The sequence below is a fragment of the Streptomyces mutabilis genome, assembly GCF_046628145.1.
Taxonomy (GTDB): domain Bacteria; phylum Actinomycetota; class Actinomycetes; order Streptomycetales; family Streptomycetaceae; genus Streptomyces; species Streptomyces mutabilis.
In genome coordinates this window covers 1,374,510-1,395,158 of record NZ_CP176874.1, presented here as the reverse complement: position 1 = coordinate 1,395,158, position 20,649 = coordinate 1,374,510, and the positions used below count along the sequence as shown (strand labels likewise).

The 20,649-nt window shown below is 74.1% G+C and carries 17 protein-coding genes and 2 pseudogenes; 9 read left to right on the top strand and 10 right to left on the bottom strand.

Annotated features, from left to right (window positions below; translation table 11 throughout):
- Positions 1-112 precede the first annotated feature (112 nt).
- The 3 genes from ACLIN4_RS06015 to fxsA all read left to right on the top strand — a co-directional run bounded on the left by ACLIN4_RS06015 (position 113) and on the right by fxsA (position 3,797).
- The gene (locus tag ACLIN4_RS06015; RefSeq protein WP_381914040.1) at positions 113-1,717 is read left to right on the top strand and encodes an amidohydrolase; all 1,605 of its coding nucleotides are present in this window, start codon (positions 113-115) and stop codon (positions 1,715-1,717) included.
- 525 nt (positions 1,718-2,242) lie between these two features.
- Positions 2,243-3,121, top strand: coding sequence for a polyprenol monophosphomannose synthase (locus ACLIN4_RS06010; protein WP_257101432.1), 879 nt, complete (start codon positions 2,243-2,245; stop codon positions 3,119-3,121).
- 97 nt (positions 3,122-3,218) lie between these two features.
- A complete protein-coding gene (gene fxsA, locus ACLIN4_RS06005; protein ID WP_411575559.1) occupies positions 3,219-3,797 on the top strand; it encodes an FxsA family membrane protein in 579 nt (192 codons plus the stop codon).
- 159 nt (positions 3,798-3,956) lie between these two features.
- On the opposite strand, the gene ACLIN4_RS06000 is transcribed toward fxsA, so the two are convergent.
- From ACLIN4_RS06000 to ACLIN4_RS05985, 4 genes are all read right to left on the bottom strand, one after another.
- Positions 3,957-4,331 carry an RNA polymerase-binding protein RbpA gene (locus ACLIN4_RS06000; protein ID WP_003977404.1) on the bottom strand — a complete coding sequence of 125 codons (375 nt, stop codon included), beginning with the start codon at positions 4,329-4,331 and terminating at the stop codon, positions 3,957-3,959.
- Between the two features lie 278 nt (positions 4,332-4,609).
- On the bottom strand, positions 4,610-5,959 hold the full coding sequence (locus tag ACLIN4_RS05995; protein WP_107476407.1) for an MFS transporter: 1,350 nt from the start codon (positions 5,957-5,959) through the stop codon (positions 4,610-4,612).
- Positions 5,960-6,014: 55 nt separating this feature from the next.
- Positions 6,015-6,791, bottom strand: a complete 777-nt coding sequence (locus ACLIN4_RS05990) for a glycerophosphodiester phosphodiesterase (protein ID WP_100048200.1) — start codon at positions 6,789-6,791, stop codon at positions 6,015-6,017.
- Positions 6,788-7,486, bottom strand: a complete 699-nt coding sequence (locus ACLIN4_RS05985) for a YczE/YyaS/YitT family protein (RefSeq protein ID WP_179342265.1) — start codon at positions 7,484-7,486, stop codon at positions 6,788-6,790. The genes ACLIN4_RS05990 and ACLIN4_RS05985 overlap by 4 nt, the downstream gene beginning before the upstream one ends.
- Positions 7,487-7,550: 64 nt before the next feature.
- Here ACLIN4_RS05985 and ACLIN4_RS05980 point away from each other — a divergent pair, with 64 nt between their 5' ends.
- A complete protein-coding gene (locus ACLIN4_RS05980) occupies positions 7,551-9,050 on the top strand; it encodes a PLP-dependent aminotransferase family protein (protein WP_100048198.1) in 1,500 nt (499 codons plus the stop codon).
- A gap of 305 nt (positions 9,051-9,355) precedes the next feature.
- On the opposite strand, the gene ACLIN4_RS05975 is transcribed toward ACLIN4_RS05980, so the two are convergent.
- Both ACLIN4_RS05975 and ACLIN4_RS05970 read right to left on the bottom strand, forming a co-directional pair.
- Positions 9,356-11,095 (bottom strand): hypothetical protein, encoded by a 1,740-nt coding sequence (locus ACLIN4_RS05975; protein ID WP_107476408.1) that lies wholly within the window; start codon positions 11,093-11,095, stop codon positions 9,356-9,358.
- 53 nt (positions 11,096-11,148) lie between these two features.
- Complete coding sequence (locus ACLIN4_RS05970) at positions 11,149-11,343, bottom strand: hypothetical protein (protein ID WP_003977410.1); 195 nt, start codon at positions 11,341-11,343, stop codon at positions 11,149-11,151.
- Between the two features lie 319 nt (positions 11,344-11,662).
- On the opposite strand from ACLIN4_RS05970, the gene ACLIN4_RS05965 reads away from it, so the two are divergent.
- The 5 genes from ACLIN4_RS05965 to ACLIN4_RS05945 all read left to right on the top strand — a co-directional run bounded on the left by ACLIN4_RS05965 (position 11,663) and on the right by ACLIN4_RS05945 (position 17,439).
- Positions 11,663-12,055, top strand: a complete 393-nt coding sequence (locus tag ACLIN4_RS05965; protein WP_073730749.1) for an ankyrin repeat domain-containing protein — start codon at positions 11,663-11,665, stop codon at positions 12,053-12,055.
- A 334-nt stretch (positions 12,056-12,389) separates the two neighbouring features.
- The gene (locus ACLIN4_RS05960; RefSeq protein ID WP_100048196.1) at positions 12,390-13,808 is read left to right on the top strand and encodes a hypothetical protein; all 1,419 of its coding nucleotides are present in this window, start codon (positions 12,390-12,392) and stop codon (positions 13,806-13,808) included.
- Between the two features lie 501 nt (positions 13,809-14,309).
- Positions 14,310-15,437, top strand: coding sequence for a glycosyltransferase family 4 protein (locus tag ACLIN4_RS05955; RefSeq protein WP_100048195.1), 1,128 nt, complete (start codon positions 14,310-14,312; stop codon positions 15,435-15,437).
- Positions 15,434-16,594 carry a glycosyltransferase gene (locus tag ACLIN4_RS05950; protein WP_289911233.1) on the top strand — a complete coding sequence of 387 codons (1,161 nt, stop codon included), beginning with the start codon at positions 15,434-15,436 and terminating at the stop codon, positions 16,592-16,594. The genes ACLIN4_RS05955 and ACLIN4_RS05950 overlap by 4 nt, the downstream gene beginning before the upstream one ends.
- Complete coding sequence (locus ACLIN4_RS05945; RefSeq protein ID WP_289911231.1) at positions 16,591-17,439, top strand: SGNH/GDSL hydrolase family protein; 849 nt, start codon at positions 16,591-16,593, stop codon at positions 17,437-17,439. Before ACLIN4_RS05950 ends, ACLIN4_RS05945 begins: the two co-directional genes overlap by 4 nt.
- 13 nt (positions 17,440-17,452) lie before the next feature.
- On the opposite strand, the pseudogene ACLIN4_RS05940 reads toward ACLIN4_RS05945, so the two are convergent.
- From ACLIN4_RS05940 to ACLIN4_RS05925, 4 genes and pseudogenes are all read right to left on the bottom strand, one after another.
- Positions 17,453-17,567, bottom strand: a pseudogene (locus tag ACLIN4_RS05940) (allophanate hydrolase subunit 1); the annotation flags it as partial.
- Positions 17,564-18,324, bottom strand: a pseudogene (locus tag ACLIN4_RS05935) (LamB/YcsF family protein). The pseudogenes ACLIN4_RS05935 and ACLIN4_RS05940, both read right to left, overlap by 4 nt.
- A gap of 40 nt (positions 18,325-18,364) precedes the next feature.
- Positions 18,365-19,201 carry a putative hydro-lyase gene (locus ACLIN4_RS05930; protein WP_411575558.1) on the bottom strand — a complete coding sequence of 279 codons (837 nt, stop codon included), beginning with the start codon at positions 19,199-19,201 and terminating at the stop codon, positions 18,365-18,367.
- A complete protein-coding gene (locus ACLIN4_RS05925) occupies positions 19,198-20,520 on the bottom strand; it encodes an MFS transporter (RefSeq protein ID WP_289911229.1) in 1,323 nt (440 codons plus the stop codon). Before ACLIN4_RS05925 ends, ACLIN4_RS05930 begins: the two co-directional genes overlap by 4 nt.
- Positions 20,521-20,649: the final 129 nt, after the last annotated feature.

The window sequence follows — 20,649 nt, the reverse complement described above, 5'->3', positions numbered from 1 at the left end:
GGCGTCGTGCCGGTCGGGTCCCGCGTCGGCGCCGGCCGGGCCGGGTGCCCCTGCCCCGTACCGGGGTGACCTGCGTGCCGGGCGCGCCCCGCGAGGGGCGAGACTGGTGACCATGAGTGAGACCACCACCCCGTCCACGACCGTCCTGCTGCGCCGCGGCGAGGTCCACAGTCCCGCCGATCCCTTCGCGACGGCGATGGTCGTCGAACGCGGCCAGGTCGCCTGGGTCGGCTCCGAGGGCGCCGCCGACGCCTTCGCGGACGGCGTGGACGAGGTGATCGACCTGGACGGTGCCCTGGTCACCCCGGCGTTCACCGACGCACACGTGCACACCACCTCCACCGGCCTCGCCCTCACCGGCCTGGACCTGTCCGGTGCCCCCACCCGGGAGGCCGCCCTCGCCCTCGTACGGGACTTCGCGGCGGCCCGCCCCGACGACCGGGTGCTCCTCGGCCACGGCTGGGACGCCTCCCGCTGGCCCGACGGGCAGCCCCCGACCCGCGCCGAGCTGGACGCGGCCACCGGTGGCCGTCCCCTCTACCTCAGCCGTATCGACGTCCACTCGGCCGTCGTCACCACCGCCCTGCTCGACCTGGTCCCCGGTGACGTCACCCGCGCGGACGGCCCCCTCACCGCCGAAGCCCACCACGCCGTGCGCGCCGCAGCCCTCGGTGCGGTCGCCCCCGCGCAGCGCACCGAGGCCCAGCGCGCCGCCCTCGCGCACGCCGCCTCCCTCGGCATCGGCACCGTTCACGAGTGCGCGGGCCCGGAGATCTCCTCCGAGGACGACCTCACCGGACTGCTGCGACTGGCGGCCGAGGGGACCGGCCCGCGCGTGATCGGCTACTGGGCCGAACAGGACGTCGACAAGGCGCGGGAGCTGGGCGCGGTCGGCGCCGCCGGCGACCTCTTCCTCGACGGCGCCCTCGGCTCGCACACCGCCTGCCTCCACCAGCCGTACGCCGACGCCGGCCACACAGGCACCGCCTACCTGGACGCCGCCGCCGTCGCGGCACACGTCGTCGCCTGCACGGAGGCCGGTCTCCAGGCGGGCTTCCACGCCATCGGCGACGCCGCCGTCACCGCCGTGGTCCAGGGCGTGCGCGCCGCCGCCGACAAGGTCGGCCTCGCCCGGGTCCGCGCCGCCCGCCACCGCGTCGAGCACGCGGAGATGATGACCCCCGAGTCCGTCGCGGCCTTCGCCGAGCTGGGCCTGACCGCCTCCGTCCAGCCCGCCTTCGACGCCCTGTGGGGTGGCGAGGACGGCATGTACGCGCAGCGCCTGGGCGCCGAACGGGCCCGTACCCTCAATCCCTTCGCGGCCCTGCTGCGCGCCGGGGTCCCGCTCGCCTTCGGCTCCGACAGCCCGGTCACGCCCCTCGACCCGTGGGGCACCGTCCGGGCCGCCGCCTTCCACCGCACGCCCGAGCACCGGATCTCCGTCCGCGCGGCCTTCACCGCGCACACGCGCGGCGGCTGGCGGGCGGTCGGACGCGACGACGCGGGCGTCCTGGTGCCGGGCGCACCCGCCGACTACGCCGTGTGGCGCACCGGCGAGCTCGTGGTCCAGGCCCCCGACGACCGGGTGGCCCGCTGGTCGACCGACCCCCGCTCCGGCACCCCGGGCCTGCCCGACCTGTCCCCGGGCGGTGACCTGCCCGTCTGTCTGCGCACCGTGGTGGGCGGCCGGACGGTGTTCGTACGGCCGGGCGAGTGATCCACGCGGCCGACGGGGCGATGATCTTCTCCCGTCCGCGACCTGCGCATCCTCCGCCCTGACCTGCGCATTGGCGGGGAAGCCGCAGGTAGAACGACTGTTGACAGGCGACGGCGGGGGGCCGGTAGGTTCGGCGGAGTCCACCACCGGACGCCCGACCGGGGAATCCTCCGCGCGCGCGTCGCGGCGCCGCTGGGTCAGGGACGGTGTGCCGCACCGGGGCACCGTCACTGGGAGCCAGGCTCAGCGCTCGCGCCGCGACGACGGAACGTTCCGGCCGGTCGGGAGGTGTGACCCGGGTGGGGCCCGGGCGCTCAGTAGACAACGGCCTAGGTCGACCCGCAGCCGGCGGGTCCCAGGTCGGCCCGAAGGGCGCCGGGCCCCCATCCGCCGCGCAAACGGTCCCGAATCGCCTATCCCTACCCCGCTTCCGGGAAAACGACACCCCTTGCGGACGTCCTGTCACGTCACCGCAGGCCGCGGCCATTATGGTGGTCCTCTGCGTACGGACACGAAGGGACAGCGGTGAACGACGGCGACGGGACGCCCGCAGCGGCGGGGCAGGGGAGGCGGTTCGGTCCCCTGGGTACGGCTTTGGTGATCATCCCGACCTACAACGAGGCGGAGAACATCAAGGCGATCGTCGCGCGCGTGCGCGAGGCGGTCCCCGAGGCGCACGTGCTCGTGGCCGACGACAACAGCCCCGACGGCACCGGCAAGCTCGCCGACGAGCTGGCCGCCGGGGACGACCACGTCCAGGTCCTGCACCGCAAGGGCAAGGAAGGGCTGGGTGCCGCCTACCTCGCGGGCTTCCGCTGGGGCCTGGAGCACGGCTACGGCGTGCTGATCGAGATGGACGCCGACGGTTCCCACCAGCCCGAGGAACTGCCCCGCCTGCTGACCGCGCTCAAGGGGGCCGACCTGGTGCTCGGCTCCCGCTGGGTGCCCGGCGGCCGGGTGGTGAACTGGCCCAAGTCCCGCGAGTTCATCTCCCGCGGCGGCAGCATGTACTCGCGCCTCGCACTCGACCTGCCGCTGCGGGACATCACCGGCGGCTACCGGGCCTTCCGGCGCGAGACGCTGGAAGGACTCGGCCTGGAGGAGGTCGCCTCCCAGGGCTACTGCTTCCAGGTCGACCTCGCCCGCCGGGCGATCAAGGCCGGCTACCACGTCGTCGAGGTGCCGATCACGTTCGTCGAGCGCGAGCACGGCGACTCCAAGATGAGCCGTGACATCCTCGTGGAGGCGCTCTGGCGGGTCACCACATGGGGCGTGGGGGAGCGGGTCGGCAAGGTCCTGGGCCGCGACCGGCAGCCCGACCGGGCGGCGGACGCGCCTGCGGCCGGACCGCCGGTCGTCGAGCCGGGCGACAAGTCGACACCGGCGACCGACGAGAAGGCCTGACCGGCGAGAGGGTCTGATCGAAGAGAGGGCCTGACCGACGGGGCGGCCTGATCGTCCCCTTATGCCGCTCTGAGCCGCGACCAGGCACACTGGGAGCATGACGACTGGCGCTCAGACCCCCAGGTCCCCCGCCCGGCCCCCGCGCTCCAAGCTGCGTACGTACCTGCCGCTGGGCATCGCCGCGTGGCTCGTGCTGGAGATCTGGCTGCTGACCGTGGTCGCGGGCGCCTCCAGCGGGTTCGTGGTCTTCCTGCTGCTGGTGGCGGGCGTCGTCCTCGGCTCCGTAGTGATCAAGGCGGCGGGCCGCCGGGCCTTCCGCAATCTCCAGGAGACCGTGCAACAGCAGCAGTCCGGCGTCATGCCCGGAGCCCGGCCGGGCGGCAACAGCGAGGGCAACGGCCTGATGATGCTGGGCGGACTGCTCCTCATCATCCCCGGCCTGATCTCGGACGCGCTGGGCCTGCTCATGCTGCTGCCGCCGGTCCAGAAGGCCGTGAGCCGGTACGCGGAGCGGACGTTCGAGCGCAAGCTCCGCGAGGCGGGCCCGGGCACGCTGGGCGACGCCTTCCGCCAGGCGCGCATGCACCAGCCGGACGGCAAGGTCGTCCACGGTGAGGTCGTACGGGACGAGCCGGGCGACGCCCCGCGGGACCCCCGCCCGCCGCTGACGCACTGAGCTGCTCCGCGCGCCGGCCGCCGCGCTGCTGCGGACACGGCGAAAAGGGGCACACCGAAAACGGACACACCGAAACCGCGGGTGCCGCACGTGAGATCCACGTACGGCACCCGCGGTGTTCGATCTGTGTCGCCTACGGTTTCCCGTAACGCACCATTGTCAGGCGCTCTTGCGGCTGTCTCGCGGATGCACCGCGATGTTCATCGCGCCGGAGCGCAGAACGGCCAGCCGCTCCTCGAGGACCTCTTCGAGCTCCTCGCGGGTGCGCCGCTCCATCAGCATGTCCCAGTGCGTACGCGCGGGCTTGGCCTTCTTCTCCTCAGGGCCGTCGCCGTCCACCAGGAGTGCCTGGGCCCCGCAGACCTTGCACTCCCACTCCGGCGGGATCTCCGCCTCGACCGAGAAGGGCATCTCGAATCGATGCCCCTTCTCGCATGCGTACTCCACGGCCTGGCGCGGGGCCAGGTCGATGCCGCGGTCCGTCTCGTAGCTGGTCACCACGAGGCGCGTGCCGCGAAGAGCTCGCTCACTCATGAATCGTGCCTCCCGGGCTTGTCGCCCACAGGACAGGTGTCGCTGTCGTCGTCATCCGGTCAACGTCCGGGCGGCGGTAAAGATTCCCGTCCCGACTCCCGATCCGGGCGTCTGCGTCGCCGTCGCAGTCGCAGCCTTGCAACCAGTGCAGTACCCGCCGACGTCCGGTTTGTCACCTCTGCTAGCAGATGCGACATAGCGTTTCGGCACCTTTGACGCGCAGTAACGGTACGCCTGGCAGGCCAAACGCGTACACTACAGCCCTTTCGCGCCGAGTGCTAAATCCTTTCGGGTACCGGATTGCCCGCGTCGCCGATCGCCCGCCGCACCGGCACCCGCGCGAGGAGCACGAAACCGATGACGAAGAAGGCCACCAGCGAGATGATCGCGTCGCGGTAGCTTCCGGTCAGCTGGTAGGTGAGCCCGAACAGCAGCGGCCCCAGCCAGCTCATCCCGCGGTCGCTCAGCTCGTACGCGGCGAAGTACTCGGCCTCCTTGCCGGGCGGGACCAGATGGGAGAACAGGGAGCGGGACAGCGCCTGACTGCCGCCGAGGACCAGCCCGATGCCGGCGGCCAGCACGAAGAACCACACCGGCGCCCCGGCCGGCAGGAAGTACCCGGCCGCGAGGGTGACGGTCCAGGCGACCAGCGATCCGAGGATCGTGCGCTTGGCCCCGTACGTCCGGGCGAGCCGGCCCAGCGCCAGCGCGCCCGCCACCGCGAGCACCTGGACCAGCAGTACCGCCACGATGAGCGTGGACTGACCGAGCCCCAGTTCCTCGGAGCCGTAGACGGACGCCTGGGAGATCACCGTCTGGATGCCGTCGTTGTAGACGAGGTACGCCAGCAGGAAGGCCAGGGTGAGCGGGTGGCGCCGCATGTCGCGGACGGTCGCGGCGAGCTGCCGGAACCCGGGCAGGGCGGAGCCCTCCTCGGCCGGAGCGCGGCGGTCGCGCAGCCGCCGCAGCGGGATGAGCGCGAAGGCGCCCCACCACAGTCCGGCGGAGGCCAGGCAGATGCGGACCGCCGCGCTCTCGGACAGTCCGAAGGAGTCGTGGGCGGTGTACAGGACCAGGTTCGCGACCAGGACCAGCGCACCGGCCGCGTAGCCGAAGGCCCAGCCGCGCGAGGAGACAGCGTCGCGTTCCTCGGGCGGGGCGATCTGGGGGAGGTAGGAGTTGTAGAGCATCATCGCCACGGACTGGGCGGCGTTGGCGACCACCAGGAGCAGACCGCCCAGGAGGTAGCGGTCGCCGTCGAGGAAGAACATGGCGGTCGTCGCCGCCGCCCCGGTGTACGCGGCGGCGGCCAGCAGCGGCTTCTTGCGGCCCGTGCGGTCGGCGGCGGCGCCCACCAGGGGCATCACCAGCACCGCCACGATCACCGACAGGGACACCGAGTAGGCGAAGAACGACCCGGCGCGCACGGGTATGCCCAGCGGGTGCACGTATCCGTCCGCGTCCGCCGCCGACTCCGCCACCGAGGTCAGATAGGGCCCCAGGAACACGGTGAGCACGCTCGTCGAGTAGACCGAGCACGCCCAGTCGTAGAAGTACCAGCCGCGCTGTTCGCGACGGCGGCCGTCGGCCCCGTCGGCCGCGTCCGTCCGCAGGGTGTCGGTGCCCACCCGTGCCCTCGCTTCCCCGTGCACGCGCACCGCCCCCGGGGCCGCGCCGGGGTCCTCAGACCCAGACGCCGCGGTCCTCCATGACCTTGCGCAGTGTGTCGATGTGATCGGTCATGATGCCATCCACTCCCAGGTCCAGGAGCCGGTGCATGCGTTCGGGCTCGTTCACCGTCCAGACGTGCACCTGCAGCCCGCGCGCGTGGGCGGCGCGCACGAAGCGCCGGTCCACCACCTGGATGCCCGACTGGGTCTCGGGCACCTGCGCGGCCACCGCCGAGCGGCGCAGCGCCGCCGGGACGCCCCAGGAGCGCAGCCTCAGGTTGAGGACGCCCCTGGTGCCGTACGAGGTGGCCAGGCGCGGACCGGCCAGGCGCTGGGCACGCACCACCCGCGCCTCCGAGAAGGAGCCGACGCAGATCCGGTCCCAGGAGTCCGTCCGCCCGATCAGGTCCAGCAGGGGCAGCAGCGCGGGCTCCGCCTTCACGTCGATGTTCCAGCGCACGTCGGGGAACGCCTCCAGGAGTTCCTCGAACAGCGGCACCGGCTCCTCGCCCGCCACGCGCGCGCGGCGCACCCTTTCCCACGTCAGGTCGGCGATCCGTCCGGCCCCGTCCGTCACCCGGTCCAGGGTCGCGTCGTGGAAGGCCACCAGCTTCCCGTCCCGCGTGGCGTGTACGTCGGTCTCGATGTACCGGTAACCCGCCTCGACCGCGCGGCGGAACTGCCGCAGCGTGTTCTCCAGGCCGTCCGCCGCACCGCCCCGGTGGGCGAAGGGAATCGGTCCGGGGTGGTCCAGATAGGGGTGGCGGGGGTGGCGCGTCGGGGTGGTCACCGACGCAGTATCGCGCGCCCGGGTTGACCGGCGGCAACCACCGTGCTGCCGTCGGATGCCGCCGGGACGGCGAACGCGCGCAGGAACACCTGGGCGAGCGGGCCGATCGACACGGCGTAGAGGATCGTGCCGATGCCGACCGTGCCGCCCAGCGCGAAGCCCGTGACCACGACGGTGATCTCGACGGCCGTGCGCACCAGGCGCACCGACAGCCCCGTGCGCCGGTTCAGCCCGGTCATCAGTCCGTCGCGCGGACCGGGACCGAAGCGTGCGGCGATGTACAGCCCGGTGGCCGCTCCGTTCAGGACGATGCCCGCCGCCATCGCGGCGATCCGCAGCGCCCAGCCGTGGGCGTCGGGCACGACGGCCAGTGTCGCGTCCATCGCGGCGCCGATCACCAGCACGTTCGAGACCGTGCCGAGGCCCGGCCGCTGGCGCAGCGGAATCCACAGCAGCAGCACCACCGCGCCCACGATCGTCAGCACCACGCCCATCGACAGGCCCGTGCGCTCGGCGAGGCCCTGGTGCAGCACGTTCCACGGCTCCAGGCCCAGCCCGGACCTGACGAGCAGCGCGGAACTGGCGCCGTAGAGCACGAGCCCGCCGTAGAGCTGGGTCAGTCGCCGGGCGAGATGCCGCCGGCCGGGTTGCCTGGACAAGACGTGCCCCCCATGTGGTGGTAGTGGACTGCTCATGACACCCTGTGGCTTGAGAGGCAGGGCCAACCATGGCCAATCCGGGGAAGGTGGACTGATTTCCGTGGCGCAGTGGACTTCGGCCGTGGGGGCGGGGCAGCTCGCGCGGCTGCTCGGCTCCCAGCAGGACCGCCCCGCCGGGCCCGGCACCCGCCGACCGCCCGCCTACCGGGCGCTCGCCGACGGCATCCGGCTGCTGGTGCTCGAGGGGCGGGTACCGGTCGCCGCCCGGCTCCCCGCCGAGCGGGAGCTGGCCCTGGCCCTGACCGTCAGCCGTACCACCGTCGCCGCCGCGTACGAGGCTCTGCGCGCCGAGGGGTTCCTGGAGTCGCGGCGCGGCGCGGGCAGCTGGACGGCCGTGCCGGCCGGGAACCCGTTGCCCGCGCGGGGGCTCGAGCCGCTGCCGCCCGAGGCCCTCGGCTCGATGATCGACCTGGGGTGCGCGGCGCTCCCCGCACCCGAGCCCTGGCTCACCCGCGCCGTACAGGGGGCCTTGGAGGAACTTCCCCCCTACGCGCACACCCACGGCGACTACCCGGCCGGGCTGCCCGCCCTGCGCGCGATGATCGCGGAGCGTTACACGGCGCGCGGCATCCCGACCATGCCCGAGCAGATCATGGTGACCACGGGGGCGATGGGTGCGATCGACGCCATCTGCCACCTCTTCGGGGGACGCGGCGAGCGCATCGCCGTGGAGTCGCCCTCGTACGCCAACATCCTCCAGCTGATGCGCGAGGCGGGGGCCCGCCTGGTCCCCGTCGCGATGGCCGAGGGGCTCACCGGCTGGGACGTGGACCGCTGGCGCCAGGTGCTGCGCGACGCGGCGCCGCGCATCGCGTACGTCGTCGCGGACTTCCACAACCCCACCGGCGCGCTCGCCGACGAGGACCAGCGCAGGCGACTGGTGGACGCGGCCCGCTCGGCGGGGACGGTGCTCGTCGCCGACGAGACGATGAGCGAGCTGTGGCTGGACGACGAGGTCGAGATGCCGCGCCCCGTGTGCGCCTTCGATCCGGCCGGGTCCACGGTCGTCACCGTCGGCTCGGCCAGCAAGGCCTTCTGGGCCGGCATGCGGATCGGCTGGGTCCGCGCCGCGCCCGACGTCATCCGCAGCCTGGTCGCCGCGCGCGCGTACGCCGACCTGGGCACGCCCGTCCTGGAGCAGCTGGCCGTGAACTGGCTCTTCAGCACCGGCGGCTGGGAGCAGGCCGTCCAGGTGCGGCGCGAGCAGGCCCGGCAGAACCGGGACGAGCTGGTGGCCGCCGTACGCCGCGAGCTGCCCGACTGGGACTTCGAGGTACCGCGCGGCGGACTCACCCTGTGGGTGCGGACCGGGGGCCTCTCGGGCTCCCGGCTCGCCGAGGCGGGGGAGCGGGTCGGGGTGCGTGTCCCGTCGGGGCCGCGGTTCGGGGTCGACGGGGCCTTCGAGGGCTATGTGCGGCTGCCGTTCACCGTCGGCGGTGCGGTGGCCGAGGAGGCGGCGGTACGGCTGGCCGCCGCGGCCCGGGTGGTGGAGAACGGCGGTGCCGGGGGCGGGGAGCCGCCGCGGACGTTCGTGGCGTGAGCTGGGCGGGGCGGGGTGTGCGGGTGCTGGGGCGGAGGGGCGACGGAGGACTCCTTTCCTCCGGTCCGGTCCGCCTCTTTTCCGGTCCGTCCCGTCCCGCCTCGCTCTTCGTCCGGGCCCGTGCGGGGGAGGACGCCGGTGCCCGAGGACGCCGGCGCTGCGGTCGGGTGGTGAGGTAGGCACTGGTGGCTCGGCCGGCCCCCGGCACGGCCCGGTGTCCGGTGCGGTGGCGCGGACCGGACGGGGCGACGTTCGCCGGTCGATCCAGGCCCGGACCGGACGAGGTCCGGCCCGGTGGTCGTTCGTCAGGTGGTCTCCGCCGCGACCGCTTTGGCAGGGACCGTCTCCGGCTCCGGCGGTGCCGTTTCCCTCGTGGTCGCCTCCTGCGCCGCCGGCCCCACCGCGACCGGCGTCGGCTCGGCGTCCGCCCCGTGCGCCTCCGGCTCGGGCTCGGCAGGCCCGGTCTTCTTCTCGGTGGAAATCTTCTCCTCCGCCTCGGCCTCCACAGGCAACGGGGCCCGCTCGCCGTCCGCCGGTGTCGTGCGCGGCGGAAGCAGGTCGAGCACCGCGCGGCGGTGCGCTTCGCTCGTCGCGTCGTCGTAGGGGTCCGGTGTGGCCGGCACCTGGAGGCGGTGCACCGGTCCCGTGCCCAGGCGGGCGTACCCCCGGCCCGGTGGGACCTGATCGACGGGCGTGGTGTGCGGGGGAGCCCCGAGCGAGGCCGTCAGCTCGTCGGTCGTGGCCGGGCCGAGGACGACACGCGCGCGCGTGTGCTGGCGTACGGCGTCGCTGAGGCCCTCCAGGGCGTCCAGCTGGTCGGCGACGACCACCGTCACGTTCGCGGCGCGGCCGTGCCGCAGCGGAACCTGGAGCAGGGACTGCGGGTCCCTGCGGCCGTCGGTGGCGGCCAGGTGGGAGAAGGCGCTGGGCCGGTCCAGGAAGACCCAGAGGGGCCTCCTGGTGTCGTCGGGCGGCGCCTCGCCCTCCTGCCGGGCACGGTTGACGGCGATCAGCCGGCGCTCCGTCTCGGCGGCGGCCCACTCCAGGCTGGTCAGTGCCCCGGTGAGGCCGCACTCGACGGCCAGCACCCCGTCCCGGCCGACCAGGCAGGCGTACTCGCCGGTGCCGCCGCCGTCGACGATCAGCAGGTCGCCGTGGTGCAGGGCCTGGAGGGCGACCGAGCGCAGCAGGGTGGACGTGCCGGTGCCGGGCTGTCCGAGGACCAGCAGGTGGGGCTCGGTGGAGCGGATGCCGGTGCGCCAGACCACCGGCGGTACGTCCCGCTGCTCCTCGCCGTGGGTGAGCGGGAGGGTGCGCTGGACCCGGGTCGGGTCGGTGAAGCCGAGGACGGTCTCGCCGGGCGCCGTAACGAAGCGCTGCGCGGCGATGTCGGTGGGCAGCGCCGCGAGCACGTCGACGGTGAGGTGGTTGGCCTCCTCGTTCCAGGCGAAGTGGTACTCCCGGCCCCGGCCCGCCTTGGCGGTGAGCAGGTGCTCGATGCGGGCCCGGGACTCCGCCTCCCCGTCGGTGAAGTACGCGGGGTAGCGGATCACCAGGTGGGCGAAACGCCCGCCGTCGTCGAAGTCGTACGCCGGGAAGGCCTTCTCCCAGGCGCCGCCGTGGGCGTACAGGGGGTCGGGGTCCTCGGCGAGGGAGAAGTACGGGACCAGGGCCTCGTACAGGGACCGCAGGCGCTGGGTCTGGGAGGCGTCGGGGCCCTCCGGTGCCGGCGGGGTGCGGTCCCTGCCCTGCCAGGCTGCCGCCGCCATCAGGGTGATGACGGCGAGCAGCGGGCCGTACGGCACGAGCGCCACGACCAGGACCACCGAGGCCGCCAGGAAGAGCAGCGCGCCGCGCCGGTCCTTGGGGGTCTCGGTCCACCGGCGCCGCGCGGCCGCGGCCAGTCGGCGCAGACCGCGGCCGATCGTGATCAGCGGCTGGAGGACGTCGGTGGCGCTGTCGGCCGCCGTCCGGGCCAGCTCCCGGCTCCGGGCGAGCTGTGCGCCGCCGTTGCTCAGAATGCGGGGGAGGGGCCGCCGGGCCACTGCTGCCTCCTGGGAGTGCGTACGTGCGGATGTGGGGCGGGTCGCGGGGGGCGTCAGAACTTGATTCCGCCGAGGAGGCCCGCCAGGCTCTCGCCGCCCGCCTTGATGCTCGGGGCGATGGCGGTGGACGCGAGGTAGAAGCCGAACAGGACCGCGACCAGCGCGTGCGAGGCCTTGAGGCCGTCCTTGCGGAAGAAGATGAAGACGACGATGCCGAGCAGGACCACGCCTGAGATCGAGAGGATCATGTGAGTTCTCCTGGTTCGCGGGGACAGTCACCATGAGTACTTCCAGGCTCACAGGATGTATCCGTACGATAAAAGGTGCAAATGGGGGAATTTCGCCGAAGTTGCCCCGGGTGGGGTAGGGGGGAATGGGCCGGTTGAGCAGTGCTGTTGCGCGCGGCCGGGTCCTTGCCGATCTTTACCCCCGGCACTTCGGCTCAGGTGTCGTGCCAGCCAGTACCCTGGCGATTCACTCGCACGGCCGCACCGCTCGCGGTCGTGCGCACCCGCAGTCCCCGACGTCCGCACCGTGCGACGTCCGTAGTGAGAGGTGGTCCGGCCGATGAGTGAAGCCCCCGACCCCGAGGTCGTGGAGCTGGCGACCAAGATCTTCGATCTGGCCCGGCAGGGGCGGACCGAGGAACTGGTCGCGTACGTGGACGCCGGTGTCCCAGCCAACCTCACCAACGACCGCGGCGACTCCCTCGTCATGCTGGCCGCCTACCACGGCCACGCCGACGCGGTGCGCGCCCTGCTGGCGCGTGGCGCCGAGGCCGACCGCGTCAACGACCGGGGTCAGACACCGCTCGCCGGGGCCGCCTTCAAGGGTGAGACGGAAGTGACCAAGGCGCTTCTGGAGGCCGGCGCGGACCCGTCCGCCGGTACTCCGTCGGCCGTGGACACGGCGCGCATGTTCGCCCGGACCGAGCTCCTGGAGCTGTTCGGCGCCCAGTGACCGGACGCGGGACCGGACCTGATCCGGGCTCGCTCCGCCCATTCTGACCAGGCGAAACACGAAAAACGGGGGAGGCGGTACGGGGCCGCCGAAATTTCGGTCGCGGCAGATGTGACCGCCGGGCCATCATGACGACGTGGTTCACGGACGTGATGGCTGGGCAGGTGTTGCCGCACCGCGCGGGCCGTGACACGGCCCGCAAGGGCCACCGACGAGAGGCAGAGGAACATGGTCTTCAGCAAGCAAGAGACGGCGGGCGCTTCGACGTGTTGGCGCACGGCCAGGTAACGCGTGCTCCCCGGTTGCGTCGACGCTTGATGTGAGGCTGTTTCCCATGTTCGATCCGGTCATAGCGCCCAGCGGTACGCTGCTCGGCCTGCTTCAGCGGGGTCGCGGCGACGGCACGCTGCATGCGCTCACCGCTCCGCGCGCCGAAGCGCTCGCGGCACTGAACCACTGTGTGCTCCACGACCCCCGCCACGACTGGCAGGTCGAGAACCGCTCCCTCTACTACGCCCGCCTCTACCTCGACCTGAACGGCGAGCTGGACGCGATCGAGGCCCACCTCTTCGACCCCGAGGACGTGCTGGACTCCGACGAGTCACGCACCGGGCTGGCCCTCGCGGTCCTCGGCCACCTCGCCTCCTACGGCAGGCTGGACGCGCTCCAGCTGCTGCGCAGGTACGCCGCCCACGGCGTCAACTGGGCGTGGGCCCTGGACGAGCTGGCGCTGCGCGACGACGACGCCGGCCTGCGGGCCCTGGCCGCGCCCGTCCTCGCCCGTTTCCCCCGTGATGCCGAGGGCGACGCCGAGCTGGCCGTCGCCGTCCGTGACGCCTTCGAACCCCGGCCCTGGCGCCTGTGGGCCGACGATCCGCGCGAGTCGATCGCCACGCGCGTGCGTGCCGCCCAGGAGACGGGCTGTTTCGACCGATGGCAGCGGCAGATGAGCCCCACCGGACCGCGTCCGGGCTGGAGCGTGCGGGCCGTGTTCGACTGGGCCGAGCAGGGCGTCGAGCGTGGCGCGGCGCTCCATGTGCCCGCCGCCCGCTGCCTCACGGCCGTCGCCGGTCCGGAGGACCGGCCCGAGATCGTCGAGGCCGCCCGGTCCGGTGGCGAGGGCGCCCGCTGCACGGCCCTTCGCTATCTCGCCGACCGCAATGATCCGGACGCCCTCGACCTGATCGAGGGTGCCGTGGCCACCGGCACGACACCGGTCGTGGAGGGCGCGGTCGCCGCCTTCGAGCGTATGCGCAGCCTCGCCGCCGTCGACCGCGCGCGCGGCTGGGTCCACCGGCCCGACGCCCTGGGCGCCGCCGCCGGGCGCGTACTGGCCTGCCGGGGCGGAGCGCAGGACCGCGACCTCGTCCTCGCCGCCCTGCGGGAGGCGATCCGCGGTGAGGGCCCCGACGCGCCCACCCTGTGGACCCTCGTCGACGGCACCGGCCGGCTCGGCATCGCCTGCGCCGCCCCCGTACTGCGCCACATCTACCGCGAGACCGCCTCCTCCCACCTGCGCGGCCGTGCCGCCCGGGCGCTGGCCGCCACCGACCCCTCCTTCGCCGCCGGCTTCGCCATCGAATGCCTGTGGGACTGCGAGGAGACCACCCGGGAACTCGCCGCCCGTCACGCCGAGACCGGTGACAACCGCGTCGTCGAACGCCTGCGCAGGCTGGCCGCCGACCCGGCCGAGGAGGACGAGGTCCAGACGGCCGTGCGCAGCCGCTTCGGCCCGGACGCGCCCGCGGTGTGAGCGGACCGGGAGAGCCACGGGGGCCGGTCCCGGCGGCGCGGTGAGGGGGCGGCCGGACTGTTGCGGGCGGGACGCCGAGGGCCCGGCTGTCGCGTCGTGCAGGCGGGCCGGTATCCGGCCCGTCGGTGTGGGTGCGGGCCCGCGAGGGGCTGGGGAAGTGGCGCGGTCCCGTCGAGTGCGCGGCCGGCGGGACGGTGGCCGCGGCCGTCCGGGCGGGAGTGGGGCGCGTACGCCCGTACCGCCGTCGGCGCGAGAGCCCCGGTGCGAGTCGGTTCCTGCCCGTCGCCCGGGGGCGAGGCGGCCGGGCCGGGTGAGCGGAGGCCACCCCTCCCGTGATGCCGGGCGGCAGCCCTCCCGTATGAACGACGGATGGCCCGCGGGTACGGCGGACGTGGCCGCGGGTCGGCCCGCCCGGGTGGGCAGGGCAACGCTCATGGGACGTTCCCCGCCCCGAAAGATCGACGTTGACGCGAGCACGTCCAGCCCGGCGACAACACCGGTATGCGTGTCGTCATCGTGACCGAATCCTTTCCCCCCGATGTGAACGGCGTGGCCCACTGCACGCTCCAGACCGCCCGGCACCTCGTCGACCGCGGTCACGACTGCGTGGTCGTCGCTCCGGCCACCGCCCCCGGCAACGGCGCGGACACCTCCGCGCCGTGCCCCCTCGTCCGGATCCCCTCCCTCCCGCTCCCCGGCTACCCCCAGGTCCGCGTCGCCCTCCCCAGCCGGCGCGTGGCCGCGGCGATCGCCGAGCACCGTGCCGACCTCGTCCACCTGGCCAGCCCGTTCGTCCTCGGCGTACGGGGCATGGCCGCCGCCGCCCGCCTCGGCGTCCCCGCGGTGGCCGTCTACCAGACCGACCTCGCCGGTTACGCCCGCACGTACATGGGAGCGGGCGAGGCGGCGGCCTGGCGGCGCATCCGCTCGGTGCACTCCGCCGCCGACGTCACCCTCGCCCCGTCCGGCGCTGCCCTGCGCGACCTGCGGGCGCACGGCGTGCCCCGGGTCACCCTGTGGCCGCGGGGCGTGGACACCGTCCGCTTCCGGCCCGACCGGCGCGACGAGGCACTGCGCCGCGAACTCGCCCCGGACGGCGAGCTGATCGTCGGCTACGTCGGGCGGCTGGCTCCCGAGAAGCAGGTGGAGCTGCTGTCCGGCGTCTGCGGCCTGGACGGCGTGCGCGTGGTGATCGTCGGGGACGGCCCCAGCCGCCCCGGCCTGGAGCAGGTGCTGCCGGGCGCGGTCTTCCTCGGCCGTCGTACGGGGGACGAACTCGCCCGCGTCTTCGCCTCCCTGGACGTCTTCGCGCACACCGGTCCCTTCGAGACGTTCTGCCAGACCGTGCAGGAGGCCATGGCGAGCGGCGTCCCCGTCGTCGCGCCCGCCGCCGGCGGCCCCCTGGACCTGGTCGCCCACGGGCGCACCGGCCTGCTGGTGCCGCCGCGCGACGCCGCCGCCGTACGGGACGCGGTGTGGTCCCTGTCCGCAGACCCCGCGCTGCGGGCCGCGTACGGCGCCGCCGGGCGGGCGGCCGTCGAGGGCCGCACCTGGGCGGCCGTGGGCGACCGGCTGATCGGGCACTACACGGACGTCCTCGCCACCCGGAAGGCGGTGCTGGCGGCATGAGCGGCGCGCTGCGGATCGTCCGGCTCGCGAACTTCGTCGCACCCGCCTCCGGCGGCCTGCGCACCGCGCTGCGCGAGCTCGGCAAGGGCTACCGGTCCGCCGGGCACGACCCCGTCCTCATCGTCCCCGGCGAGCACGCCGACGACCGGGAGACCGAACAGGGCCGGATCATCACCCTCCCGGGGCCGGTGCTGCCCGGCACCGGTGGCTACCGCGTGCTGACCGACAGGCGGCGCACGGCCGCTCTGCTGGAGGAACTGGCCCCCGACCGCCTCGAGGTCTCCGACCGCACCACCCTGCGCTGGACCGGGAAGTGGGCCCGGCGGGCCAGGGTCCCCGCCGTGATGGTCTCCCACGAGACCGCCGACGGGGTGCTGCGCACCTGGGGGCTGCCCGAGGGTGCGGCCCGGCGGACCGCCGACGCACTCAACATCCGTACGGCGCACACGTACGCGCGCGTGGTGTGCACCACGGAGTTCGCCGAACGGGAGTTCGTCCGCATCGGGGCCCGCAACGTCGTACGCGCTCCCTTGGGCGTCGATCTGACGGCGCGGCACCCCGCGCTGCGTGACCCCGGGCTGCGCGCCCGGCACGCGCGCGTGGACGAGACCCTGCTGGTGATGTGCTCCCGACTGTCCGTGGAGAAGCGGCCCGGCACGGCGCTCGACGCGCTGGCGGCGCTGCGGCGGCGGGGCGAGCGGGTGGTGCTGGTGGTGGCCGGGGACGGTCCGCTGCGCCCGCGGCTGGAACAGCGGGCGCGGGAGCGCGGGCTGCCGGTGACCTTCCTCGGCCACGTCGCCGACCGCGGGCTGCTCGGTGCCCTCCAGGCGTCCGCCGACGTGTGTCTGGCGCCCGGACCGGCCGAGACCTTCGGGCTGGCCGCGCTGGAGGCGATGGCGTGCGGTACGCCCGTGGTGGCGAGCGCGTCGTCGGCGCTGCCGGAGGTCATCGGCTCCGCCGGTGCCGTCGCCGCCGACCACGGGGACGCCTTCGCCGACGCCGTGTCCCTCCTCCTCGGACGCCGGGAGGCGGAGCGGCGAGAGGCGGCACGCGCGCGTGCGGAGTGCTTCGGCTGGGACGCGGCGGTCGAGGCGTTCCTGGCCGCGCACGACGCGCCGCTGCCCACGCACCCCGTGCTGCCGGAGACCGTGTCATGACATGTGTCCGGTTCGTGGCCCTCGGCGACTCGCTGACCGAGGGTGTGGGCGATCCGGTCGGCACCGGGTGGCGCGGGTGGGCCGCGCTGCTGGCCGCCGGACTCGCCGATGAGCCCGTGGAGTTCACCAACCTCGCCGTCAGCGGGGCGCTGACCCGTGACGTGGTGGAACGGCAGCTGCCCGCCGGCCTCGCCCTGCGGCCCGACGTCGTGTCCGTCGTCGTCGGCGTCAACGACACCCTGCGCTGCACCTTCGACGTCGGCGCGGTCGCCGCGCGGCTGGACACGGTGTACGCCGCGTTCACCGCTCAGGGCGCGCTGCTGCTCACCGCGTGCCTGCCGGACCCCGGGACGATGCTCGGGCTGCCGGGGGCGCTGGCCCGCCCGCTGGCCCGGCGGCAGCGGGCGGTCAACGCCGTGGTGCACGCTCTCTCGGACCGGTACGGGGCCGTGCACCTGCACGCGTGCGAGGGCGACTGGATCACGGACCGTGCGATGTGGAGCGCGGACCGGCTGCACCCCGGTGAGGGCGGCCACCGGCAGCTGGCCCTGCGCTTCCACGCCCTGCTCGCCGAGCGCGGCGCGGCGACCGGTCCGGCGCCGTCACCGGAGAACGAGTTCCCGGCGCCCACCAGGTCGGCGAGCCTGTGGTGGCTGGCCACCGCCGGTACCGGCTGGGTGGCCCGGCGCTGCACCGACCTCCTGCCCCAACTGCTGACCCTGGCCGCCGACGAACTGCGCCACCACGCGCGCGGCACGAGCGCCCGCCTCGACCTGCGCACGTCCGCAGCGGTCTCCGCCGCCCTCGCCGCCCTGTCGACGACGGAGCGGACGGGAGCGGCTTGACCGGCGGCGCCGGTGCGAGCGAGCCCTCCGCGCGGCGCCGCAGCAGCTCCGCGCGGAGGGCCTCGGCCTCGTCGCCCGAGGAGACCTCCACGAGCAGGGCACTCGTCACCGACCCGCAGGACGTTCACGCGAAGGCCTCCACCCGGACACCGGACGCCTCCAGTCGCCGCCGGACGCGCCGCGCCAGTTCCACCGCGCCGGGCGTCTCGCCGTGCACGTACAGGGAACGCGAGCGGACCTCGACACGCGCCCCCGACCGGGCGGTGACCGTGCCGGAGACGGCCAGCCCCCCCCCGAGCGCTGCACCACGGCGTCCGGGTCGGAGATCACCGCACCCTGACGTCCGCGCGGGACGAGCGTGCCCGCGTCGGTGTACGCGCGGTCGGCGAAGGCCTCCGGGACGACGGGCAGCCCGGCCCGGCCGGCCGACTCCAGGAGGCGCGAGCCCGGCAGCCCGAGCACCGGCGGCGCGCCGCCCGCGAGGAGCACGCCGTCGACCACGGCCGCGGCCTGCGCCTCGTCCCGCACGACCCGGTTGTACAGGGCGCCGTGCGGCTTGACGCACGCCACGCGCGTGCCGGCGGCCCGGGCGAAGACAGCCAGGGCACCGATCTGGTAGGCCACCTCGGCCGCCAGCTCGTCGGACGGGACGTCCATGGAACGCCGTCCGAAGCCCGCCAGATCCCGATAGGAGACCTGGGCGCCGATCACCACGCCCCGCTCGGCCGCCGGCTCGCACACCCGCCGCATGGTGACCGGGTCCCCCGCGTGGAAGCCGCACGCCACGTCGGCGCTGATGACGACCGTGAGCAGGCCCTCGTCATCGGTGAGCCGCCAGCGGCCGAAGCCCTCGCCGAGATCGGCGTTGAGGTCGATCGAGGTGATGTCTCCAGTGTCTCCGCCCTCCGCCGGGGCATCCGGGCCGTCAGCCCACGCGGTACTGCTCGTCCCGCGCATCGGTGAGGAACATCTGCCCCGGCGCGTGGGTGAGGGCGAAGGGCGGGCGCGAGGCCATGACCGCGGCCTGCGGGGTCACACCACAGGCCCAGAACACCGGGATGTCGTCCGGCTCGGCCCGCACCGCGTCGCCGAAGTCGGGCCGGTCCAGGTCCACGATGCCCAGCGCCGACGGGTCACCGCAGTGCACCGGGCTGCCGTGGACCGCCGGGAGCAGACCGGTCTCGCGGATCGCCGCGTCCAGGTGCGCGGGCGGCACCGGGCGCATCGACACGACCATCGGCCCCCGCAACCGCCCGGCCGGACGGCACTGACGGGTGGTGACGAACATCGGCACGTTGCGGCCCTGCTCGACGTGGCGGACGGGGACCCCGGCCGCCGTCAGCGCCCACTCGAAGGTGAAGCTGCAGCCGATCAGGAAGGACACCAGGTCGTCCCGCCAGTGCTCCCGTACATCCGTCGGCTCGTCCACCAGCTCGCCGTCCCGCCACACCCGGTAGCGCGGCAGATCGGTGCGCAGGTCGGCGCCCTCGGCGAGCGCGGTGGTCCACGACCCGGCGTCCGTGACGTCGAGCACGGGGCAGGGCTGCGGATTGCGGGTGCAGAAGAGCAGCATGTCGTACGCCCAGTCGGCGGGCACCGCGATCAGGTTGGCCTGGGTGTGGCCGGCCGAGACCCCGGCCGTGGGACCGGTCAGCCCCTTCCGGAAGCGGGAGCGGGCCGTTTTCGGGCTCCACGCGTGCGCGTGCTCGTCGACGAGGACGACCGGCCGGTCCTCGGCCACGGGGTGCGAGTGGTGGTTCACGCCAGTTCCCTTCCGCGTGTCTCCGGCAGCCCCAGCAGAGCCAGCGCCGCGATGCCGTAGCCGATGGCGCCGAAGGCCAGCGCGCCGCCCACACCCCAGCTGTCGGCCAGGAAGCCGACCGTGGTCGGGAAGACGGCGCCCACGGCGCGCCCGGTGTTGTAGGTGAACCCCTGGCCCGCGCCCCGCACCGCCGTCGGGTACAGCTCGCTCAGGTACGAACCGAAGCCGCTGAAGATCGCCGACATGCAGAAGCCGAGCGGGAAACCGAGCACGAGGAGGAGGGTGTCGGCGCCGCTCGGGATGTTCGCGTACGCCAGGATGCAGATCGCCGACAGCAGGGCGAAGAGCCAGATGTTGCGCCTGCGGCCCAGCCGGTCGGTGAGGTAGCCGCCGGTGAGGTAACCGGTGAAGGCGCCCGAGATCAGGAACGTCAGGTAGCCTCCGGTGCCCACCACGGACAGGTCGCGCTCGTCCTTGAGGTACGTCGGCACCCAGGTGGCGAGGGTGTAGTAGCCGCCCTGGACGCCGGTGGACAGCAGGCTCGCGAAGAGCGTCACGCGCAGCAGGCCCGGTACGCCGGCGCTGCCCCGCCGGAAGATCGCCGCGAACGATCCCTTGCCCCCGCCCTTCTCACGGACCTCGGCGGCCCTCGGCGCGTCCTGGACACTGCGCCGCACCCAGACCACGAGCAGCGCGGGCAGCGCGCCCGTCCAGAACATCACGCGCCAGGCCAGGTCGTCGCCGGCCAGCGAGAACACCAGCGTGTAGACGACCACCGCGAGTCCCCAGCCCACGGCCCAGGAACTCTGGATCGCGCCGAGCGTGCGCCCCCGGTGCCTGGCGCTCGCGTACTCGGCGACCAGGATCGCGCCGACCGCCCACTCGCCGCCGAAACCGAGGCCCTGGAGGGCGCGGAAGACCAGCAGCGTCTCGTAGTTGGGCGCGAAGCCGCAGGCCACCGTGAACACCGCGTAGGTGATCACGGTGAGCAGCAGCGCCTTGACCCGGCCGACGCGGTCCGCCAGGACGCCCGCGAGGGCGCCGCCGACGGCGGAGACGACCAGCGTGACGGTCGTGAGCAGCCCCGTTCGGCCGCTGTCCAGACCGAAGTACGCGGACAGCGCGACCATGGTGAGCGGCAGGGTGAAGTAGTCGTAGGAGTCGAGCGCGTAGCCGCCGAAAGCGCCGCCGAAGGCGCGGCGGCCCCGGGGGCCGAGGGCCCGCAGCCAGCCGAACGGGCCTCCGTCCGAGGGGCGTTGACCCTCAGAGGTACCGGCTTCGGCTGACAACGCCTGCGGGGGAGGAGGGGATGTGCTCATGGGCACCTCGCAGTGGGAGGACGGAGGGTGCTTCCTGTTTGAGCGGGTACGTCGCTGCGGCGGCGCGGTGGGCGGAGCGGGCGCCGTGCGCCACTGGACGGCACCGTAGAAGATCGTTCAACGATCCCT